We start from the raw sequence: 20,882 nt of genomic DNA, 5'->3' as shown, positions 1-20,882 counted from the left end.
TTCTGAACTCCAAACTCTTCTAAATTTTTCATTTTCACAAAATTTTAAATTGTTAATAAATCAATTAATTTTGTGCAGGCTTTGCCTTAGCTCGATTAACAGCAATGTATTTTCGCGAGTACTTCTGTTTTTCGGGCTTTTTTCATCACCTACACTTTCTGTATTTATATTGGCCAAAATTAAAATACGCTTGTAAAGATAATCGGGAACAGTCCAATAAACTTGGACTGAACAATATTTTTCAAATTAAAACCGGAATTTCCGGCATTTGTTTCTGCCACATCTTATAATATTTTCCTTTTTGCTGGTAAAGTTCATTGTGATTCCCTTCTTCTATCAATTTTCCTTTCTCTAATACTATTATTTTATCAGAATGCAACACGGTTCCCAAACGGTGAGCAATTAACACAATAGTTTTACCTTGCTCTTTCAGCTCCCGAATACATTGTTGCACCTGTTCCTCCGAAATGGAATCTAAAGAGGAAGTGGCTTCATCTAAAATCAATATTTGAGGATCGCGATACAATGCACGGGCAATGGCAAGGCGCTGTTTCTGTCCTCCCGAAAGAGAAGCTCCATTCTCGCCCAACCAGGTTTGAAAACCATTTGGGAGCTCTTCAATAAAGTCCAGTATCCCTAATTGTTTGCAAATATCAAGAATGCGCTCCATATCTGGTTGAAATTCTCCTACCGCAATGTTCTCAATCACATTACCTGCAAACAAATCTAAATTTTGAGGTACGATTCCTACATAATTGCGCAAGCTCTCGTTTGAGACATATTTTAAATTCACATTACCAATGTAAATATTCCCTTCATTTAAGGGATATAGCTTTTGCAACAAAGCAGCAATGGTCGTTTTCCCGGAACCACTCTCACCTATAATAGCTGTTATCTCACTATGAGGAATTTGTATTTTAAATTGCTCGAACACATCGACTCTGGTTCCATAACTAAAGGAAACATCCTGAAAAACAATATCACCCTTTACCTCTTTCTTTAATTCCATCATATTCTCTTCTCCCTCCCGCTCCAAATCCATAATCTCGAACAATCGATCTGCTGCAATTAATGCGTTCTGAATAGATTTATTCATACCAATTAAACTAGCAACCGGTCCGGTGAAATAGCCAATAATGGCATAAAACGACATTAATTCCCCTGGCGTAATAGTACGGTCAATTACCAGATAACCTCCAAACCATAGTAAAACAATTGTGAATATTCTACTTAGAAATTCTGATGAGTTTGCAGCAAATACAGCATTTAAACCTGATTTATAACCTGTCTGTAGAAGATTGATAAATCGAGTTTCCGTTTTAATGTTGGCAAATTCCTCCAGACTTAATTGCTTAATGGTTTTTACCGAGTTCAAGGATTCTACCAATTGTGTTTCCAAATCGGCAGCTCGCTCCATTACCTTTCGTTCCTGCTTTTTATTTAATCTGTTGGTTATAAAATATACAAGACTGTATAGAGGAATAATCAGTGCCATTGCCAATGCCAACTTCCAAGAATAAATAAACATCAAACTAAAGGAGAAAAAAACAATAAACGTATTTACAATTAAACCGATTGCAGTATCATTAATAAATGAACGAATCTTTACCGCATCATTTATTCGAGAAATAATCTCTCCTATGCGCATGGTATCGAAAAAACGTTGTGGCAATTTTAAAAGATGCTTGTAATACCCCAGTATTAAACGAGAATCAATTAATTGTCCGGTTTTTAATACCATAACAGTTTTTGATGTTCCAATAAAAATTTGAAATATAACCAGTATCACCATCCCGAGACTCAACAAATTGAGCAGATTCTTATTTCCATCAACCAATACAAAATCAGTTAACTTTTGAATGTAGATAGAAGTTGAAAGCCCTAATGCTGTATAAATTATTGCTCCAAATAAAGCCTGAATTAAAATCCGCTTATGAGGTTTTAATAAAAAAAAGAAACGAGACAGGTTCGAAATCTTTTCATCTCTCTTAACAAATTCTTCATTGGGCACCATCAGAATCAACACTCCGGTCCATTCTTTTTCAAACTCCTTAATGCTTTTTTTATGCATCTGACCATCTCCCGGATCCATAATTTCGACGTAAGAGTCGGTTGCTTTATAAACAACTACATAATGTTGCAGCACCTCCTTCACTATCACATGTGCTATTGCTGGTAATGGTATTTTGGGTAGGCTCTCAGTTCCTCCTTTAACGCCTTTTGCTGTAAAACCTAATTTCTCTGCTGCTTTTATCAATCCCAAGGCATTAGTTCCCTTTTTATCGGTTCCAGCCATTTGTCTGATTCTTGAAATTGGCAGCTTTAATTTATAGTGTGCAGAAATAGATGCAAGACATGCTGCTCCACAATCAGTGATATCGTGTTGTTTAATTTTTATACTCATCAGTTAGATTTGAGATATGCACCCCGAAAGTTTTCGGGTTGAGATTTTTATTTTTCCAGACCGTTAGAGACCCTTATAGACTATTGGACTTTTTCACCCCTTCAAACGAGGATTTAACCAATCATCTACTTTATCATACAATAACTGGAATAGTGTCCGATTTGTAACCTGAAAACGAGCTGTTAAACTCATTCCTTTCTTCAAATTACCCACATAGCCATTTTTTAGTGTCAAGTGTTTCTGATCCAGACTACACCTCACTTTAAAAAAAGAACTGTTTTCTACTTGAAAAATATCTGGTGAAATTCCAACAACCTTACCTTTACCCAATCCCCACTGATTATAATTGAATGCATCAAATTGGAAATTAACAGACATATCGTTCCTAATGTATCCAATGTCTGATGGTGAAACATAACACTCTACGATTAATTCACTTGCAGGAGATATCTGAGCAATGCTTTGACCTGGTGCTATAAAGTTTCCAGCTTGCACACCTGAAAAATGAGTAATCCATCCCCTTACCGGTGCAATAATTACATAGTTTTGTTTTTCCTTTTCACTTTTCTGAATTCTGGATTCCACATCCATGCTTTTATATTCCAAGTCCTTTAATCTGGTTTGCCATTTTAAAATTGATTGCTTTTTATACAATTCCTTTTTTTGCAAAGCTTGGTTAAAGGCATATTCTATTTTCTCAAAATCAATTTGTGCAATAACCTCTTTCTTAAATAATTCTTTATTGATTGTATAATCTTTTTCTTTATGCTGAATTTCTGTATTCAACTCTATAATCTTTTGTTCATATTCAGCCAGTTCATTCTTATACAACAAAGTCTGCAAATCACCTGAAATGTGATTTAAAAGAATACTTAAGTCATTCTGATACTTTTGATTTAAAACAAGATTCTTGCTAAGAGTTTTAAGTTCGTTATCTAATTTTAATGCATCAAGAACCAAAAGTGTATCTCCAATATTCACTTTCTTATTTTCAAACAATCGATTTTCTGTTACTTGTCCATACAAGGACGAGACAACCGTATTGTTCTCATACAAACTTCGCACAGCACCTCTACTTTGCCTTGTAATCTCAACATTGACTACAGGAAGAGTAACTAAAATGGACACAATAAGAATTATAACCAACAAGTAAATGGATTTGATTTTTTTATTAAATCTCGCAAAATGAGCCTCCGCTGTATGCTCAATTATTTCTTTTGGAAAAATCGATTTCATTGAAATAAATTAAAAACTGAAATGGAAAACAACCCCTTAATCATATAGGATATTCCAATTTATCATTAGTGATAAATATCTTTCAAAGTTAACCGTAAACAGTCCAATAAACTTGGACTTTTTAGAAAAGAACCTCCATTAGTTTCTACAAGTTGCTTCTTTCGCTTAATTATCTTAATTGGCTCATGAATCTCGGGAACTAATTCTCCACAATATTCATATGACCCCAATGATCTATTATAACGAATATCTACTCCTAAATCTTTAAATTCATCTAAATGATTATACAATTGACTTCTAGACACACCAATAACACAAGCAAATTTTTCTGAATTACCCGTCTTCTTATTTCTAATTAAACGATCCATTATTAATAATCGATCAACAATATTTAAAAGCTTAACCATTTTATTTTAGATTAAAGTGGATATATGATAATTATTTTTTCATAATATTACACCCCTTAATTCCGAAAAACACCAAAAGGTAACCCCAGAATATGTTAATTTTTATGAAAAAATATTCCTGATCATTATATTCTATTCAATCACAAGCTTTTAAAAAAAATAAAATTTAGGTAGGGGAAACTAATCTTTTATCGGTTCATGAGTAAACAAGCAATATTAAATCAAAAATTTACTATCATGAAAAAATTAACTTTTCTATTCCTGGCAGCTATAGCCGCAAGCTTTACATCCTGCGATACGCCTACCGATACTGTAGACAAATTATTGAATGAAGATCAGGTAAGTCTAAACAATACCGTTTCTACTGTAGTTACCTCGGAAGAAGCAACAGAGGATATTACTGAAACTGCTGATTACGAAGTAGATTTATACTCCTTTTTAGCAAATGAATACGACGTACCTGCTTCAAGCAGTACAAAAAACGGCATGTTAGAGCGTTATTACGAAATGTTTAAAATGTGGAAGAGATATAAAAATGATCAACTTCCAGATATCAGCATTGAGTTTGGAGATAATAATGGCTTTCCATTGGGAATAACCCTTAATTATGGCGATTCAACCGTACTAAACAATGGTAAAGTAATAAGTGGTATGATGAAGATAGAACTAACAGCTCCTCCTTTTACCGATGGTGCAGTTCGCGAGATTACCTACGACTTAATGATAGACTCGGTATCCATCGACGGTTGGAAACGTATTGAGCTAACTCATAACGACGATGTAGCAAGAAAATTCGCTTTTACCAGTGAAATGACTTTTACATTCCCTGATGAAACTCAATTATTCCGCAAAGCAGAAAGAACCCGCGAATGGGTTTCCGGTTTAGATACTAAACTTGATGTTAGCGACGATAGAATAGAAATTAGAGGATCGGCTACTTGTGTTGATACAGAACAAAATGAATACACTAAAGTGATTGACGATGAAAACCCATTGGTTAGAATTGGAACTTGCAGAGTAATTGTTAGCGGTTTAGTTACTTTCTCACAAAACCAAACAGAATTTGCACACTTTGATTACGGTGATGGAGAATGTGACAATATGGCTACCTACACTTATATCGATGAGAATGGGGAAACTGTAACAAAAGAGGTAGAGATTGGCCATCATAACAGGTATAAAAATCACGATAATTAATAGATACAGGTCGAAAACCAAATTATAACAAGCCTGTAGGGTGCAGAAATAATATATTTATTATCACTGCACCCTATAATTCGATCAAAACAAGTATTTTTATCCTAAACCAATCCTCTAGTCTTGACACAGGAAGAATTTAAAATCTTATTCGATAAGAACTTTGATGCGATTCGGAACTATATTTATTATCGTTCGGGAGATGAAGAACTGGCAACTGATATTGCTCAGGATAGTTTCATGAAAGTCTGGGAGAAGGATCTCCTTTTCGACGAAAAACCCCTGAAATCGCTTCTGTATAAAATTGCCAGTGATCTTTTTATCAGTAAATACAGAAGAAACAAAGTTGCTCAAAAGTATTTAGTGAAATTAGAACCATCGATAGATCGTTATTCTCCTGAAGAAGAGCTGCAATACAAAGAATTGAAATTGAAATATGAAGTTGCGCTACAAGAGCTATCAGAGAAACAAAGAGTTGTATTTCTGATGAGCAGAATGGAAGGCCTGAAATATCAGGAAATAGCAGACAGATTAGACTTGAGCGTAAAAGCTGTTGAAAAAAGAATGACAAATGCACTTTCCTATTTACGAAAGGCTTTGGGTAGGTAAACAAGTCGCCTTGCATGTAGAACAATCACGACGACAAGTTTCCATAAAATGGATATAAAAAACACGAATGAACAAAGAATATCAAAATAGCAATCCCGATTCGGAAATGGATTTTCTCCAGAGCCTCCCGAAAATCGAAATGTCCTATACCAAATCAAAAGATGATGTTTGGAAGGATCTTTTGAATAAAACTGCTGCCAGTAAGCCTCCGGTGAAAACCATCAAGCTTCAATGGGTAAAATATGCCGCTGCTGCTTGTTTATTTTTGCTGCTGACCTATGCTGGTTTTATCAATATCTATACAAAAACAATTTATTGCCCTAAAGGGAAACATATGAGCGTATTGCTTCCGGATCAATCACAAATTGAATTGAATGCAGGCTCTAATCTTAGATACAAACCTTATTTATGGAAGTATTACCGAAAAGTGAAATTTGAAGGGGAGGCATTCTTTAAAATCACAAAGGGAAGTAAATTTGAAATAGAATCGGACTTAGGGAAAACATATATTTTAGGTACTAGTTTTAATATTTATGCACGAGGGAAAGAATACAAAGTAACCTGTTATACCGGTAAGGTTAAGGTTGTTTCCAAAATTACTTCGGATAATATCTTACTATTACCCAATGATTACGCCTATGTAACTAAAAATGGTAACATTAAACTCGAAAAAGAGGATAAGGCTGCCGAACAAATACTATGGCGTAGCAATCTATTCCGCTTTACCCGTACTCCTCTTCAATCTGTTTTTGAAGAAATTGAATTACAATACGATATTAATATTACCGAAAAAGGAAAATTTAAATTGAATTATACTGGAAACTTTAGCAAGGAAAAGTCCGTAGAAAGTGTGTTGCACAAAGTTTGTATGCCACTGGGACTAAATTTTGCAAAAGGTCCCGGAAAAAATTATATCATAACTCAAAATAACCCTTAGGTGAAAGCATTAAGCCCACTATTACTTCTTTTTTTCATTCTGTTAATATCCAATTCCTATGCTCAAAAAATTGAAATCAATGCCAATAACGAAGAGTTAAGTGAGGTTTTTATTGATTTAAGGGAGAATTATAATTTTCAATTTTCTTATAACAACGACTTACTTTCCAATTATTTAGTAAACATTCATAAAAGCTTTCCCACAAAGGAAAAGACCATCAACTTTCTATTGAAAAAATTACCATTAAATTACGAAGTTTCGAATGGTGTATTTTTAATTTATCCGGAAGAGAAAATTATTCAATATCGTATTTTTGGGCAGATTTTAGACAAGGAGAGTCTGGAACCTTTGCCATTTTCTCATCTCACGGTAAACGATCAACCAATGGCAAGCGATGAGCAAGGAAACTTTTCTTTCACTTCCCAAACCGATAGTATTTTTAGAATATTGATCTCGCATTTAGGCTATTTTATTGAGGATACTACCGTAGTATCTGGCGATAATCAAAAATTCTACCTCACTGCTGCCAGTACCGATTTACCGGAAGTAACCGTTACCGATAAAATTGTTCAAACCTTTATTAAAGAGGGAAATCAAGCGGGAAATATCAAGCTAAATACTAAAATAGCAGGATTTTTACCTACCAACAACGACAATTCCGTTTTTGAACTTCTAAGAATGCAACCAGGAATTTTAGCATCCGGAGAGCAGAAGAACGATTTGATAATCTGGGGATCGTACGAAGGAGAAAGTCAGGTTTTATTCGATAATATCACCCTCTGGGGATTGAAAAATTTCTATGATGATATTGGAGCAGTAAACCCATTGGTAGTTAAAAATATCGAAGTATTAAAAGGAGGTTACGAAGCAAAATATGCCGATCGGGTTGGCGGAATTGTTTATATCACCGGAAAAAATGGTAGTCGTATAAAACCAGGTCTGAATCTTACGCTCAATAATATTACAGCCAGTGGATCCTATGAACATCCTATTGGTAAAAGATCTTCAATTTTAATGGCTTTTCGTCAGACCTACTACAATCTTTTTAAGGATGAGCAAATTAAATATGCAACAACAAACGTGGATCAAAGCAATGCTGCAGGGAATATGCCGGAGTATATCCAACTAGATGTAGCTCCTGATTATAAGTTCCACGACCTCAACTTAAAATTTGCCACCAACTGGGAAAATGGAGATAATTTCGCGATTAGCTTGATGACCGGAGAAGACCGCTACTCTTACGATGTGACCAATGATTTATATGTCAATTCTAAAAAACACAAGTTTGAAGGTAACAATCAATATGGAGGTTCAATTAATTATGGCAAAGTCTGGAAAAACGGAAATACCAGCAACCTTTCTGTTGCCCGGTCCGATTTAAATACAAAAACCAGCGACATCATTTCGATTCATCAGACCAAAACCAGCACTGATTTCTTCCGACGCGATGATCGAACCTATAATAATATTAAGGAATATCAAGCCAAACTAAAAAACATGTTTGTTATTTCAGAAGATCAGAATTTGGAGGCTGGTTTAAGTTACATCTATAATGATGTTGACCTTAGAGAAGACTCACTGGGAATTAATGTATTGCATATCAACTCGAAAACTGATCGTATCGGCGGATACTTTCAGAATAATCTAACCATTAGTAATGGATTCTCGATAAAAGCAGGCTTTCACGCAAGCTATCCTATAAATCTAAAAAAACTTTACTGGGAACCCAGACTATCGATTAGTCTGATAGCTACGGATAGAATAAGCTTTAACGCAGCCTGGGGTTTATATAAGCAGTTTATTACAAAGAGTTCTATTGTTTCTGATAATGAAAGATATCGGTACATATGGGTAGGAGCTGATGAGAAATCGGTACCTGTATTAGAGTCGATTCATAATGTAATTGGAGGATCCTATCATTATAATGGATTTACCTTTAGCATGGAATCGTATTATAAAAAAACATATGGACACACACGATATATCAGATATAGAAATTTTGAGGATGTCGTAATTGGTGATAGCAAAAGTTACGGCCTGGATGTGTTTGTAAAAAAAGATTTTGGGGAACATACATTTTGGGTATCCTACTCTCTGGGTAAGACAGAGGAACATTTCGAATATTTTCCTGAAGGATATTATCGCAGAGCATTACACGACCAGCGACACGAAATTAAAGCGGCAGGCCTACTTTCCTTACGTCCATTTTACCTTTCCGCCAACTATATATTCGGTTCTGGATTCCCCATCTATAAGAGATACAATCAGGTAATTGCCGAACCCGACTACAATCGATTAGATGCAGCATTGATTTATAAGTTTTCGGTAAAACGAGTGAAATATGAATTGGGAGTTCTGTTCCAGAATGTACTAAACCGTAATAATATTACTTATGAATCCTACGAACGAATACCATTAGATCAGATCAATTCGATAAGTATATTTACAGAAAGTGTTCCAAGTTCTATTCGCTTTTATTTCAAGCTTACTATTTAATTAAACTTTCTGATAAAATAAGAACTAAAAAAACCGAACAAGAAAAATCCTGTTCGGTTATCACAACTAAATATTAAAACATAATCAAAAAGATGATCTTGGTTAAAAACAAGAAGAATCTAAGTGCTTTGGTTCGTTTGGAGTGTTTCCCAAAAAGTATAATCACACCTAACTTACTTTTAAACTTATAATTCTAACGGATTGGATTATCTGTAATAAATTACGAACAAGCCAAAAAGAAATCATTTTCCTCACTTACCGTCACAACTTAGTATTCCTCATGTTTGGTTAATAGTCAGATCCTTAGTAACACAAGGGGGATAGTGTTCCTAATTCTCCTAAACTAATGCAATTGAGTTCTCAATTACAAATGGTTTCAAAGTACGTTATCACCAGAAATTTCTTCGAAGGAGCTTTTTAAGGCATCCATTCGTTTCTTGAATATTGGAGTTGTATAGGAATCAGCAACTATGGATTCTAATTTTCCGGAGATTTCCAATCTCAAACCTTCCAGTTCTTCGACGGTTATCATCTGCTTCAACGATTCGGCTATCGATTTGAAATTCAATAATCCGGCATATTTATCAAGCAGAAATTTTCCAACTTCCATTTCCTGATACCGGTTAAGGCTCAATAGCTTATTATTTACTCCAATACAATCAAGAGCCTGATTTAATTCGCCTGATGTTTCAAGTTTATCAGATTTTGTTAATTTTGATAACAGATTTGTTGCAATCATTTTCCGTTTCAATATTGTTTTTTAAAATTTTCTCTTGATTTGATGATTCAAAAGTATGGCAAGATGCTATATTTTGAAAATCATTTTCGGTGCAATATACGAAGTTCAAGCATGACGATATTAACCAACTACACTGTTTATATGACAGTTAACTTATACATCTATTACAATGCCTAAGCAACAAATTGATCCTCTGTTTCAATTAATTAAATCGATTTCGAAATCTGAAAAAAGAAATTTCAAATTGTATGCTAACAGAATTAGCAGCGATAATAAGAAGACAAAATTCCTACAACTTTTTGATGTTTTAGATAGAATGGAGGAATATAACGAAGCTATAATCCTCAAAAAAGCAAAAGAAATTAAGCAGAGTCAGCTTCCCAATCTCAAAGCCCATCTTTATAAGCAACTATTAACCAGCTTGCGCCTAACCCATGTGAATCATGATATAAGCATAAGCTTACGGGAACAAATAGATCACGCAAAAGTTCTCTATAATAAAGGTTTGTATCAGCAAAGCTTAAGAATCCTGGATAAAACAAAGACACTTGCTCGAAAGAATAAAAAAAATATTTTAATTTTTGAGGTGATTCAATTTGAAAAATTGATTGAATCGCAATATATCACGAAAAGTATTGAAAACCGAGCCGAAGAGATAACCCGGGAAGCATCTGAAATTAGCAAAACAATGGATGGTGTTGTCTATTTCTCCAATATGTCGATTCGCTTATACGGCTTGTATTTAAAAGTGGGATATGTAAGAAATGAAAAGGACCTATTAATGGTTAAGGAATTTTTCAACACCAATATTCATCCATACGATATTCAGAAATTAAGCTTTTTTGAGAAATTATATTTATATCAGTCCTATGTTTGGTATTACCTTATCCTCCAGGACTTTTTAATGTGTTTTAAATATGCACAAAAATGGGTTGATTTATTTTTAACAAACCCCGAGATGATAAGCATCCATACCGATCTTTATCTTAAAGGTCTTAATAATGTACTGGTAGCCTTATTCTATACCAATCATCTTAGTTCTTTTAAAAAGAATCTTAGCCTATTGCGCAAACTTCAGAAGGAAGATCAGTTCAAGCACAATTCAAATTTGAATATTTTACTGCATATGTTTTTGTTTATGCATCGTATCAATCGTCATTTCATGGAGGGAACCTTTGATAAAGGCATCCATTTAATTCCAAAGATCGAAAACTTCATTTCTGAAAATAAGTTCGGAATGGATAACCACAGAGCTTTGGTTTTCTACTATAAAATTGCCTGTTTATATTTTGGCAATGGACAATATAAGGAAGCAATTAAATATTTGAATCGTATCACGAATATGAAGGATACTTCTTTGCGCGGGGACATTCATTGTTTTAGCAGGATCCTAAATCTTATTAGTCATTACGAACTAGAAAATACTGAATTACTGGAATATCAGATACGTTCTACCTATCGTTTTCTGGCCAAGATGGAAGATTTGCAGGAAATTCAGAAATACATTCTTCGATTCTTGAGAAAACTTAGCTCCATTAGTCCGGATCAATTGAAAGATGAATTAAAAAAATCTCGGATAGATCTTCAGAAATGGGTAAATGATCCCTTTGAGAAAAGAGCATTTCTTTATTTGGATATCATTTCATGGTTAGATTCCAAAATTCAAAACCGTCCGGTTCAGGAAATTATCATGGAAAAAAACAGAAAGAATAGAAAATGAAAAAGGCTGTCTTTTCAAACAGCCTCTTATTTCATTATCTATATGAACTCTACATCATTCCTGGCATTCCGCCACCCATAGGTGGTGCCATTGGAGGAGTTTCTTCTGGTTCATCAACTAAAACACACTCTGTTGTTAGAAACATTCCTGCAATAGAAGCAGCATTTTCAAGTGCAACACGTGCAACTTTAGCAGGATCGATAACTCCAGCTTCAAACAAATTCTGATATTCATCAGCACGAGCATTGTATCCGAAATCACCTTTACCAGCCTTTACTTTATCAACAACAACAGCACCTTCACCACCTGCATTCGCAACAATCTGACGCAATGGTTCTTCAATAGCACGCTTTATGATTTCGACACCTGTTGTTTCATCATCATTTTCGCCTTTAAGGTCATTCAAAGCATTAATTGCACGAATATAAGCAACTCCACCACCAGGAACGATACCTTCTTCAACAGCTGCGCGAGTAGCACTCAATGCATCATCAACACGATCTTTCTTCTCTTTCATTTCTACTTCAGAAGCTGCACCAACATAAAGAACAGCAACTCCACCAGCTAATTTAGCCAATCTCTCCTGAAGTTTTTCCTTATCGTAATCCGAAGTTGAATTCTCAATTAAAGTCTTAATCTGGGCAACCCGAGCATGAATACCTTCCTTGTCACCACCTCCATTTACAATGGTAGTATTTTCTTTATCGATAGTAATTTTTTCTGATTGTCCAAGCATCTCCAGGGTAGCCTGTTCTAGCTTCATTCCCTTCTCTTCAGAAATTACAACCCCACCAGTTAAAATAGCGAGATCTTCCAACATCTCTTTTCTTCGGTCACCAAATCCGGGAGCTTTTACAGCAGCCACCTTCAATGATCCTCTTAAGCGATTCACAACCAATGTTGCCAAAGCTTCGCCTTCTACATCTTCTGCGATAATCATCAATGGACGACCAGACTGAGCTGCAGGTTCCAAAACCGGCATTAACTCCTTCATGGTAGAAACTTTTTTATCGTACAATAAGATGTATGGATTCTCAAGATCTGCTTCCATTTTATCACCATCGGTAATAAAGTAGGGAGAGATATAACCTCTATCGAATTGCATACCCTCCACTACTTTTACGTGAGTTTCGGTACCCTTTGCTTCTTCAACAGTGATAACGCCTTCTTTTTTCACTTTCTCCATTGCCTCTGCAATCAAGGCTCCAATTGTTTCGTCGTTATTCGCAGAAATTTTAGCAACCTGCTTAATCTTGTCAAAGTTATCTCCAACTTCCTGTGCTTGTTCCTTAATATTTTTAACTACAGCAATCACAGCTGCATCAATACCACGTTTTAGATCCATTGGATTTGCTCCGGCGGTTACATTTTTCAATCCTACATTTACAATAGATTGAGCAAGTACAGTTGCAGTTGTTGTTCCATCACCAGCATCATCACCAGTTTTAGAAGCAACTTCCTTAACCATTTGCGCTCCCATATTTGCAGCTGGATCTGCTAATTCTATTTCTTTTGCAACAGTAACTCCGTCTTTAGTAATTTGTGGTGCACCGAATTTACGATCAATAACAACATTTCTACCTTTAGGTCCTAAAGTCACCTTAACAGCATTTGCTAACTCATCAACTCCAATCTTTAAAAGATCGCGAGCCTCAATATTGAATTTAATATCTTTAGCCATTTCTAATTAATTTTGAAAATTTTACGATTCAGATTAAACAATGTACAAAATATCGGTTTGAGACATCAACAAGTAGTCTTCACCATCTATGCTTAACTCAGTACCCGAATATTTACCATAAAAAACAGTATCTCCTGCTTTTAATTCCATTGGTTCGTCTTTCTTGTCAGCTCCCACCAATACTATATTTCCCTGCAATGGTTTCTCTTTTGCAGAGTCTGGAATAATGATACCACTTGCAGTTTTCTCTTCTACAGCCAAAGGCGCTACTAAGACTTTTCCTGCAAGAATTCTACCTTTTAATTCTGTCATCTCTCAAAATATTTTAAGTTATACATTTCAATTTACCTTGCTCCTACTTTCATATACTATGCCAAATGACATTCAATGCCATTTTTTCCGAATTCGTCAACTCTCTCACAATATGAAATTAATATTGTTTTGATAATTGAGTTAAGCTCACAAAATTCGCTAATAAAGATACTGAATTACAAGCAGATCTATTCACAAAAAAAAGTGTCAGCATGATATGACATACTGACACTTTTATATAAAACGTTAGTTTCTTTTTTATTTTGCGGTATCCTGTTTAGTTGCAGGAGCTTCCGTAGGGAAAGCTGGCATTTCAGGAGCAGATTCTTTTTTCTGCAATTGTTGTTCTATTTGAGATTTTTGTCCTTCGGTTGTAACACGATCAATAGTCATTGCTGCCACTAAACAAAGTACTAACAAGCCTCCTGCTAATGTCCAAGTTGCTTTTTCAAGAAAATCGGTTGTTTTTTTAACTCCCATAATCTGATTTGAAGAAGAAAAGTTAGATGCTAATCCTCCGCCTTTTGAGTTTTGTACTAGTACAATTAGAGTTAAAAGTACACAAACAATAATGATCAATACTGAAATAAAGGTATACATGCTTATTTATTATTTTTTAATTTTTCTATACGTTCAATCTGACTCGCAAAGTAAATGTTTTTTTCGGGATTTTTCAACACTAATTTCTCATAAACCGCAATTGCTTTATCAAATAATCTTTGATTCACATAAATCGTTGCCAATGTCTCACTCATGAATCCATCATTTTCAAGAATACTATCCTTTGAAATGTCTTCTTGTTTTTCAACAACTTTTATATTTCTCTTAATCCTTGGTTCATTTTGGATGAAATCATCAATAAGATCATTCCCTTTTTTAGGTGTTTTTTGCTCTGGATTGGAGGCGTTCTCATCATCTTGATTTTCTTCGAGCTCTTTTTTATCTACCAAGTTCATCCAACCTAAGAAGCTATGACCATCATCAATAATTACTTCCTCTGTTTTTTCTTTATCCTCTTCTCCAAGTGTGTATAAATTACCACCATATCCAATGTCGTAAAGTTCCGATCCGGCTAGCAACGATTGGGAATCAGTAGTGCTGGGTTTATAGGTATTCTCAGATTCAATTTTCGCCTTCTCTGCTTTTGCTTCTGGTTCTGACAACTCTAACATTTCCATATCCTGATCGCCAGATTGATTAAACTCTGCTTGATCCTGCTCTTCCACAATATCAATTTCACCAGCAAGGTCAAAAAGTACGTCAATTTCAGGTTTCGATTTCTCTGGATTGCTTGCAGTATTAGAATTTACAATTCTTTTTTCTTCAACATCAATATTTACTGGCAATACCCTTTCATCCGACTCCTTTTCACTTAGATCTGATTCCTTGGACAAAGGCGCAACAACAATCTGATTTTGAATCAATAAAAATAATTGACGCCTGTCGGATATATGCAAGGATGAATTTTTCAATTCTTCCTTAAAACGAACACTTTGTTTATCATGCAAATTTTTTAATAATAGCAGATGAGCCACCTCAAAATAAGGATACTTATCAATCAGAGCTTTTAATTCCCTGTGACTACTACCATCCATTGTTTTTGAATCTCTGACCCAATTTTGCAAATTACTTGTATCCATACTTTTACCAGTTTACTACTGATTCATTATATATATCATCAATTATCTGATCTAATATTTCCACCACAAGTCCATCTTCTACATCACTTAATTGCTGTGTACTATCATAGTCAGCGAAAGCAGAAAAACTTTTATCAAAATCGTTATCTGGTTCTATTTCATTAGTGAAGCGCACTCTAATAGTTACCGTTAACCTGTTAGTTGCAGCAATTTCACCAGCTTTAATATCCAAAGCCTGTGTTCTATAACCCGTGATTTCACCGTCAAAATTTAAATGTCCTTCTCCATCGACAATTTCATCTAATGAAGTTTGACTTCTAAATTTTTCCTTTAAAGCTTCAATAAACTGATTACTTAAATTTGGATTTACCAGTGGCGCTCTATTGGGAAAATATTGCACCGAGAAAGTTTTTACTTCTGGGGAAAGTGTACCTCCAGTAAATGAATAGGAAACCTTACATGCCGTTGCAACAATTGCAATCCCAATGATTATTAATAGTATTCTAACATTCATATATTGAAAAATAAAAATAGCAATAAATATTAATTGATATCGTATTCTTTGATTTTGCGATAAAGTGTGCGTTCAGAAATACCCAAATCCTGAGCTGCATATTTTCTCTTTCCTTTGTGTTTTTCCAATGCTTTTCTTATCAATTCAATTTCTTTATCTTCCAGAGATAAAGATTCCTCCACAAACACTTCTGTGTCCTGAATATCCGAATCGTGAGAATCAGTAATGTTTGCTGAGTTAGGTACCTCTACAGGATTGTGAATTAAATCCATTTCGTGCTCCTTGTACAATTTATGGATGAGAACAGCACTATCTTTCTGTATATCTGAGGCATCTCCACTCTTTTGCATCAAATCAAATACAAGTTTTTTCAAATCTGTCATATCCTTTTTCATATCAAATAGAACTTGATATAAAATTTCTCTTTCGGAAGAAAAACTTTGTTCCTGTTTCTTATTATCAGAATAAATTGCTGGAAGCAAATTCTCATCGCTTGCTGGCAAATAAGCTTGTAAATTCTCCGCTCCTATCTGTCTTTCTTTTTCAATTACTGATATCTGCTCTGTAATATTTTTTAATTGCCTAATATTTCCCGGCCATCGATAATTTTTCAATAGTTGCTGTGCATTTTCATCTAAACGCAATGGTGGCATTCTATAACGTTCCGCAAAATCCTGTGCGAATTTCCTAAACAACAAATAAATATCATCCTTTCTTTCCCGCAAGGGAGACATTAATATGGGAACCGTATTTAAACGATAAAACAAATCTTCCCGAAATTTCCCCTCTTTCACCGATTTGGGAATATTTACATTAGTTGCAGCTACAACCCGCACATTTGTTTTTAATACTTTAGAGGATCCCACTTTAATAAATTCGCCAGTTTCAAGAACCCTTAACAAACGAACCTGAGTTGACAAAGGTAGTTCACCAATCTCATCCAGAAAAATAGTTCCTTTATCTGCTACTTCAAAATAGCCTTTCCTATCTGATAAAGCACCTGTAAAAGCGCCTTTCTCATGTCCAAATAATTCAGAATCTATAGTACCTTCTGGTATTGCTCCACAATTCACAGGAATATACGGAGCATGCTTTCTCGAACTAAACTGATGGATTATTTTTGGAAAAACCTCTTTTCCTGTACCACTTTCTCCGGTAATTAATACCGATAAATCGGTTGGAGAAACCTGTACAGCGATATCAATTGCACGATTTAATGCATATGTATTTCCAATAATTCCAAATCGTTGTTTAATCTTTTGAACTTCCATCAATCAAGTACTTTAATATATAGTTCTTTCGTAAGAACCTGTAATTTTTACATGCTACCTGACAAAATTACTACTTTTTGCTTTACATGCTTGCGATAGCCCTTTTAATATCTTTAAAATTTGTTAATTTCAGGTATCTTTTTTAAGGCTTTCCCGTAAGATTATTCCATGAAATAGATAATCTAAATCCCAGCCAAATGTCGATTAAATTAAAGAATTTAAAAGAATCAAATGAATTTCTAAATATTTTATTTGACAACATTACTTCCGCATTATTTATTGTCGATCAAAATGCAAAAGTAGAAAATGTGAATAATTCGTTCTCCATTCTTTTTAAAAATAAAGAAGAACATGTTTTAGGAGTTTTGTGCGGAAATGCAATTGGTTGCAAATTTGCAGTTGAGGAAAATAAAGAATGCGGAACAACTTCCTATTGTAGTAAATGTAATTTACGAAAGGATATATTAAAAACTATGGCTGAAGAAATCCCAACTAACAGAAAAAAACTAAATCGGGATTTTTATACAGGTAATCAGAAGGAAACGAAACACTTTCTTTATTCTACAAGATATATTCAATTTGACGGCGAAAAATACACTTTAATAATTGTTGATGATAATACTGAATTAGAAAACCAAAAGAAAAAACTCATCGATCAGAATAAATCATTACTAGATCTTAACGAGCAAAAATCCAAACTTTTGGGAATTGCTGCTCATGATTTAAGAAATCCAATAGGTGCCATCAATTCCTTTTCATCACTATTGCTGGAATCTGAAGATGATTTTTCAAAAGAAGAAAAAATTGAATTCCTAGGACTAATAAAGGATAGTAGTCAGTTTTCTCTTCATTTGCTAAACGAATTATTAGATATTTCGAAAATTGAATTAGGTAAATTAGATCTTGATAAAGAAAAACACAATATCCATGACATTGTAGTAAATTCTATAAAAATCAATAAAATATTTGCTCGTAAAAAAAACATAGCCATTAATCTCCAGTCCAAACTACAAACAAATAAAATCAATATCGATAAAAACAAAATTGAACAAGTTCTGCATAACCTATTGAGTAACGGGATAAAATATTCAAATCCTGACACAAATATAACAGTTGACTTACTTGAAAAGAATAGTAAAATTCAAATAAGTGTGAAAGATCAAGGAGTTGGAATTCCAGAATCCGAATTAAAAAATCTATTTACAGAATTTGGAACCACTAGTGCAAAAACAACTGCAAACGAATCTAGTACAGGACTTGGCCTTGCTATTGCTAAAAAAATTGTTTTAGGTCACGGCGGTAATATTTCGGCAAAAAGCAAATTAGGTGAAGGTTCTGAATTTTTATTTACTTTGCCATTAAATTAACTACAGCAAAATTAAATAATCATGAACTTTCTGGGAATAATTCCTGCCAGGTATGCATCAACTCGTTTCCCTGGTAAACCCCTTGCAGATATTAATGGTAAACCTATGATTCAAAAGGTTTACGAACAAGCAACACTTGCCCTAAAACATGTTTGGGTCGCTACCGATGACAAAAGAATTGAGACTGCGGTAAAATCTTTTGGCGGCAAGGTGGTTATGACATCTTCAAATCATAAAAGTGGTACAGATCGAATTGCAGAGGCAGTTCGCTATGTCATTCAGAAAAACCAAATTTCTTTTGATGTTGTAATAAATATTCAAGGGGACGAACCATTTATTCAACCAGAACAGATCTATGCTTTAAAAAAGTGTTTTGAAATAAAAACAACAGATATAGCTACCTTGATTAAGCCTATTTCTGACGAGAAGGAAATATTTGACCCTAACAAGGTAAAAGTTGTAATAAGTAATAACAAAAAAGCTCTATATTTTAGTAGATCCCCAATCCCTTACTTAAGAGGCATACCTAAAGAAGATTGGCTTACAAGAGGAAACTTTTACAAACATATCGGGATGTATGCCTACAAACGAGATATCTTAATGGAAATAACGAAACTAAATCAAGGCAATCTGGAAGTGTTGGAATCCTTGGAACAATTACGATGGCTAGAAAACGGACATCATATTCAAACGGAAATTACTACTCACGAATCCATAGGCATTGATACTCCGGAGGATCTCGAAAGAGTAAAGGAAATGGGACTTTTATAGTCCCTTTTTTTATGCTTTAACTTTTTATTAAGGATATTTAGGCGAACCTTAACCTAGCATAAACATTGCAGTTTGTATATTTGTAATCAATCGCGTCCTAAACGTTTTCATTCATAATTTCCAAGATGGACATGCTACTTTTGTTGGTACAATGGTTACGCCCGAAATTATTATATTTAAATTATGGCAAAACATTATGAAGCAGATTTTAAGTTGATGATAGTGAATCTACTTAAATCAGGACAAAGCGTGAGGCAAGTATCTCAAGATTACGGATTAAACGATAACATGATCCGCAGATGGCGTAGAGAAACTTTAAGTACTAAAGAGTCTTTTACAGGAAAAAGTAACATTTCGCTAAGCCCAGAACAAAAAGAGATTGCCCAATTAAAGGCAGAACTAAAAGAAACTAAATTAGAACGTGATATATTAAAAAAGGCGGTAAGCATATTCTCCAAGAGCGACAATTGATCTATGATTTTATGGATAAGCATAAAAAAAAATATTCTGTTGGGAAGATGTGTAAGTATTTAAAAGTAAGCAGAAATGCCTATTATCACTGGAAGTCAGTTAGATCTAGGAAAAATAAATACTCAAGGAGAACTGTTTTAGTAAATCAGATCAAAAGGATATTTAAGGACAGTAGACAAACCTATGGAAGTCCTCGTATCCAGGTTGAATTAGAGAAGATTGGCTATAAGGTATCCAGAGCTTATGTAGCCAAACTAATGAAGGTAGAAAACATTCGATTCAAGCCTAAAAAACGATTTATTAATACAACTTACTCTAATCATGATTATAAGATTGAAAAGAACATTCTTGATCGACAATTTAAAGTTGAACAGTTAGGTAAAGTGTGGGTTTCTGACATTACTTATATTAGAGTTAATGACAAATGGATTTACCTCACAACAATGATTGATTTAGCAGATCGACAAGTTGTTGGCTGGTCATTAAGTAAGGATATGACATATGAAAACACGGTTCTTAAAGCATAGAATATTGCACGTAAGCGAAGACAAATAATTGATGGATTTTTACTTCATTCGGATAGGGGTATTCAATATGCTTGCAATAAAATAAGAAATATTTTTAGGGATAACGATAAAATAAATAGAAGCATGAGCAGAAAAGGTAACTGCTGGGATAATGCCGTAGCAGAAAGTTTTTTTAAAACAATTAAGTCTGAAATGATATACCGTAATGACTTTAAATCGTTTACTCATGCATATAATGAAGTATATGATTATATCGAAAATTGGTATAATATTAAAAGAATACACTCTAGTTTAGGATATAAAACTCCTTTAGAAAAAGAAATTGAATTAAGAGCTTATTACAGATTAGCAGCCTAATCTTTTTGTACCATATTTTGTTGCAATTCCACAATAATTGTAGTGAGATACAGCCAACCTTGTTCTGTATGCACATACGTAATGTCGGACACCCAAGCTTGAGATGATGATTGTGGATAAAAGTTCCTCTTTAAAAGGTTTTTAGATATTCTATTAGAATGATTCGAGTCAGTAGTTTGTACTCTGTATTTCTTATTAACTATGCTTTTAATACCCTGACTTTTCA

General features: G+C 34.1%; 17 protein-coding genes and 2 pseudogenes. 8 read left to right on the top strand and 11 right to left on the bottom strand.

The features are described from left to right. Window positions 1-241 precede the first annotated feature (241 nt). From DLK05_RS15785 to DLK05_RS15775, 3 genes are all read right to left on the bottom strand, one after another. Entirely contained in the window at window positions 242-2,404 is a 2,163-nt protein-coding gene (locus DLK05_RS15785; protein WP_127344974.1) for a peptidase domain-containing ABC transporter, read from the bottom strand. 93 nt (window positions 2,405-2,497) lie between these two features. Further along, on the bottom strand, window positions 2,498-3,640 hold the full coding sequence (locus tag DLK05_RS15780; protein ID WP_127344973.1) for an HlyD family secretion protein: 1,143 nt from the start codon (window positions 3,638-3,640) through the stop codon (window positions 2,498-2,500). A gap of 65 nt (window positions 3,641-3,705) precedes the next feature. Then, window positions 3,706-4,047, bottom strand: coding sequence for a hypothetical protein (locus tag DLK05_RS15775; protein ID WP_127344972.1), 342 nt, complete (start codon window positions 4,045-4,047; stop codon window positions 3,706-3,708). Window positions 4,048-4,284: 237 nt separating this feature from the next. Here DLK05_RS15775 and DLK05_RS15770 point away from each other — a divergent pair, with 237 nt between their 5' ends. The 4 genes from DLK05_RS15770 (at window position 4,285) to DLK05_RS15755 (ending at window position 9,286) form a co-directional block, all read left to right on the top strand. Then, complete coding sequence (locus tag DLK05_RS15770) at window positions 4,285-5,244, top strand: hypothetical protein (protein WP_127344971.1); 960 nt, start codon at window positions 4,285-4,287, stop codon at window positions 5,242-5,244. Window positions 5,245-5,367: 123 nt separating this feature from the next. After that, a complete protein-coding gene (locus tag DLK05_RS15765) occupies window positions 5,368-5,853 on the top strand; it encodes an RNA polymerase sigma factor (protein WP_127344970.1) in 486 nt (161 codons plus the stop codon). A 67-nt stretch (window positions 5,854-5,920) separates the two neighbouring features. Next, complete coding sequence (locus tag DLK05_RS15760; protein ID WP_127344969.1) at window positions 5,921-6,790, top strand: FecR family protein; 870 nt, start codon at window positions 5,921-5,923, stop codon at window positions 6,788-6,790. Beyond that, window positions 6,791-9,286, top strand: coding sequence for a TonB-dependent receptor (locus DLK05_RS15755; protein WP_127344968.1), 2,496 nt, complete (start codon window positions 6,791-6,793; stop codon window positions 9,284-9,286). It begins immediately after the preceding gene. A 376-nt stretch (window positions 9,287-9,662) separates the two neighbouring features. Here DLK05_RS15755 and DLK05_RS15750 read toward each other — a convergent pair whose 3' ends face one another. Further along, on the bottom strand, window positions 9,663-10,037 hold the full coding sequence (locus DLK05_RS15750) for a hypothetical protein (RefSeq protein WP_127344967.1): 375 nt from the start codon (window positions 10,035-10,037) through the stop codon (window positions 9,663-9,665). 157 nt (window positions 10,038-10,194) lie between these two features. Here DLK05_RS15750 and DLK05_RS15745 point away from each other — a divergent pair, with 157 nt between their 5' ends. Then, window positions 10,195-11,745 (top strand): hypothetical protein, encoded by a 1,551-nt coding sequence (locus DLK05_RS15745; RefSeq protein WP_127344966.1) that lies wholly within the window; start codon window positions 10,195-10,197, stop codon window positions 11,743-11,745. Window positions 11,746-11,794: 49 nt separating this feature from the next. Here DLK05_RS15745 and groL read toward each other — a convergent pair whose 3' ends face one another. The 6 genes from groL to DLK05_RS15715 form a co-directional block, all read right to left on the bottom strand. Beyond that, complete coding sequence (gene groL, locus DLK05_RS15740) at window positions 11,795-13,426, bottom strand: chaperonin GroEL (RefSeq protein WP_127344965.1); 1,632 nt, start codon at window positions 13,424-13,426, stop codon at window positions 11,795-11,797. A gap of 33 nt (window positions 13,427-13,459) precedes the next feature. Beyond that, complete coding sequence (locus tag DLK05_RS15735; RefSeq protein ID WP_127344964.1) at window positions 13,460-13,738, bottom strand: co-chaperone GroES; 279 nt, start codon at window positions 13,736-13,738, stop codon at window positions 13,460-13,462. A 258-nt stretch (window positions 13,739-13,996) separates the two neighbouring features. Next, window positions 13,997-14,338 carry a preprotein translocase subunit SecG gene (gene secG / locus DLK05_RS15730; protein WP_127344963.1) on the bottom strand — a complete coding sequence of 114 codons (342 nt, stop codon included), beginning with the start codon at window positions 14,336-14,338 and terminating at the stop codon, window positions 13,997-13,999. Between the two features lie 2 nt (window positions 14,339-14,340). Then, window positions 14,341-15,378 carry a DUF8458 domain-containing protein gene (locus DLK05_RS15725; protein ID WP_127344962.1) on the bottom strand — a complete coding sequence of 346 codons (1,038 nt, stop codon included), beginning with the start codon at window positions 15,376-15,378 and terminating at the stop codon, window positions 14,341-14,343. Between the two features lie 4 nt (window positions 15,379-15,382). After that, window positions 15,383-15,892 (bottom strand): LptE family protein, encoded by a 510-nt coding sequence (locus DLK05_RS15720; RefSeq protein WP_127344961.1) that lies wholly within the window; start codon window positions 15,890-15,892, stop codon window positions 15,383-15,385. 29 nt (window positions 15,893-15,921) lie between these two features. Next, complete coding sequence (locus tag DLK05_RS15715) at window positions 15,922-17,163, bottom strand: sigma-54 interaction domain-containing protein (RefSeq protein ID WP_209319922.1); 1,242 nt, start codon at window positions 17,161-17,163, stop codon at window positions 15,922-15,924. A gap of 197 nt (window positions 17,164-17,360) precedes the next feature. On the opposite strand from DLK05_RS15715, the gene DLK05_RS15710 reads away from it, so the two are divergent. The 3 genes and pseudogenes from DLK05_RS15710 (at window position 17,361) to DLK05_RS15700 (ending at window position 20,656) form a co-directional block, all read left to right on the top strand. Continuing rightward, window positions 17,361-18,530, top strand: coding sequence for a sensor histidine kinase (locus tag DLK05_RS15710; protein ID WP_127344959.1), 1,170 nt, complete (start codon window positions 17,361-17,363; stop codon window positions 18,528-18,530). Between the two features lie 21 nt (window positions 18,531-18,551). Next, the gene (gene kdsB / locus DLK05_RS15705) at window positions 18,552-19,301 is read left to right on the top strand and encodes a 3-deoxy-manno-octulosonate cytidylyltransferase (RefSeq protein ID WP_127344958.1); all 750 of its coding nucleotides are present in this window, start codon (window positions 18,552-18,554) and stop codon (window positions 19,299-19,301) included. A gap of 183 nt (window positions 19,302-19,484) precedes the next feature. Next, a pseudogene (locus tag DLK05_RS15700) lies at window positions 19,485-20,656 on the top strand (IS3 family transposase). On the opposite strand, the pseudogene DLK05_RS17590 reads toward DLK05_RS15700, so the two are convergent. Next, window positions 20,653-20,882, bottom strand: a pseudogene (locus DLK05_RS17590) (IS3 family transposase); the annotation flags it as partial. The pseudogenes DLK05_RS15700 and DLK05_RS17590 overlap by 4 nt on opposite strands.

It is taken from the genome of Ancylomarina longa (genome assembly GCF_003996985.1).
GTDB classification, from domain to species: Bacteria; Bacteroidota; Bacteroidia; order Bacteroidales; family Marinifilaceae; genus Ancylomarina_A; species Ancylomarina_A longa.
Note: the sequence above shows the minus strand (reverse complement) of the source record. Positions and strands in the feature narration are given on the sequence as shown.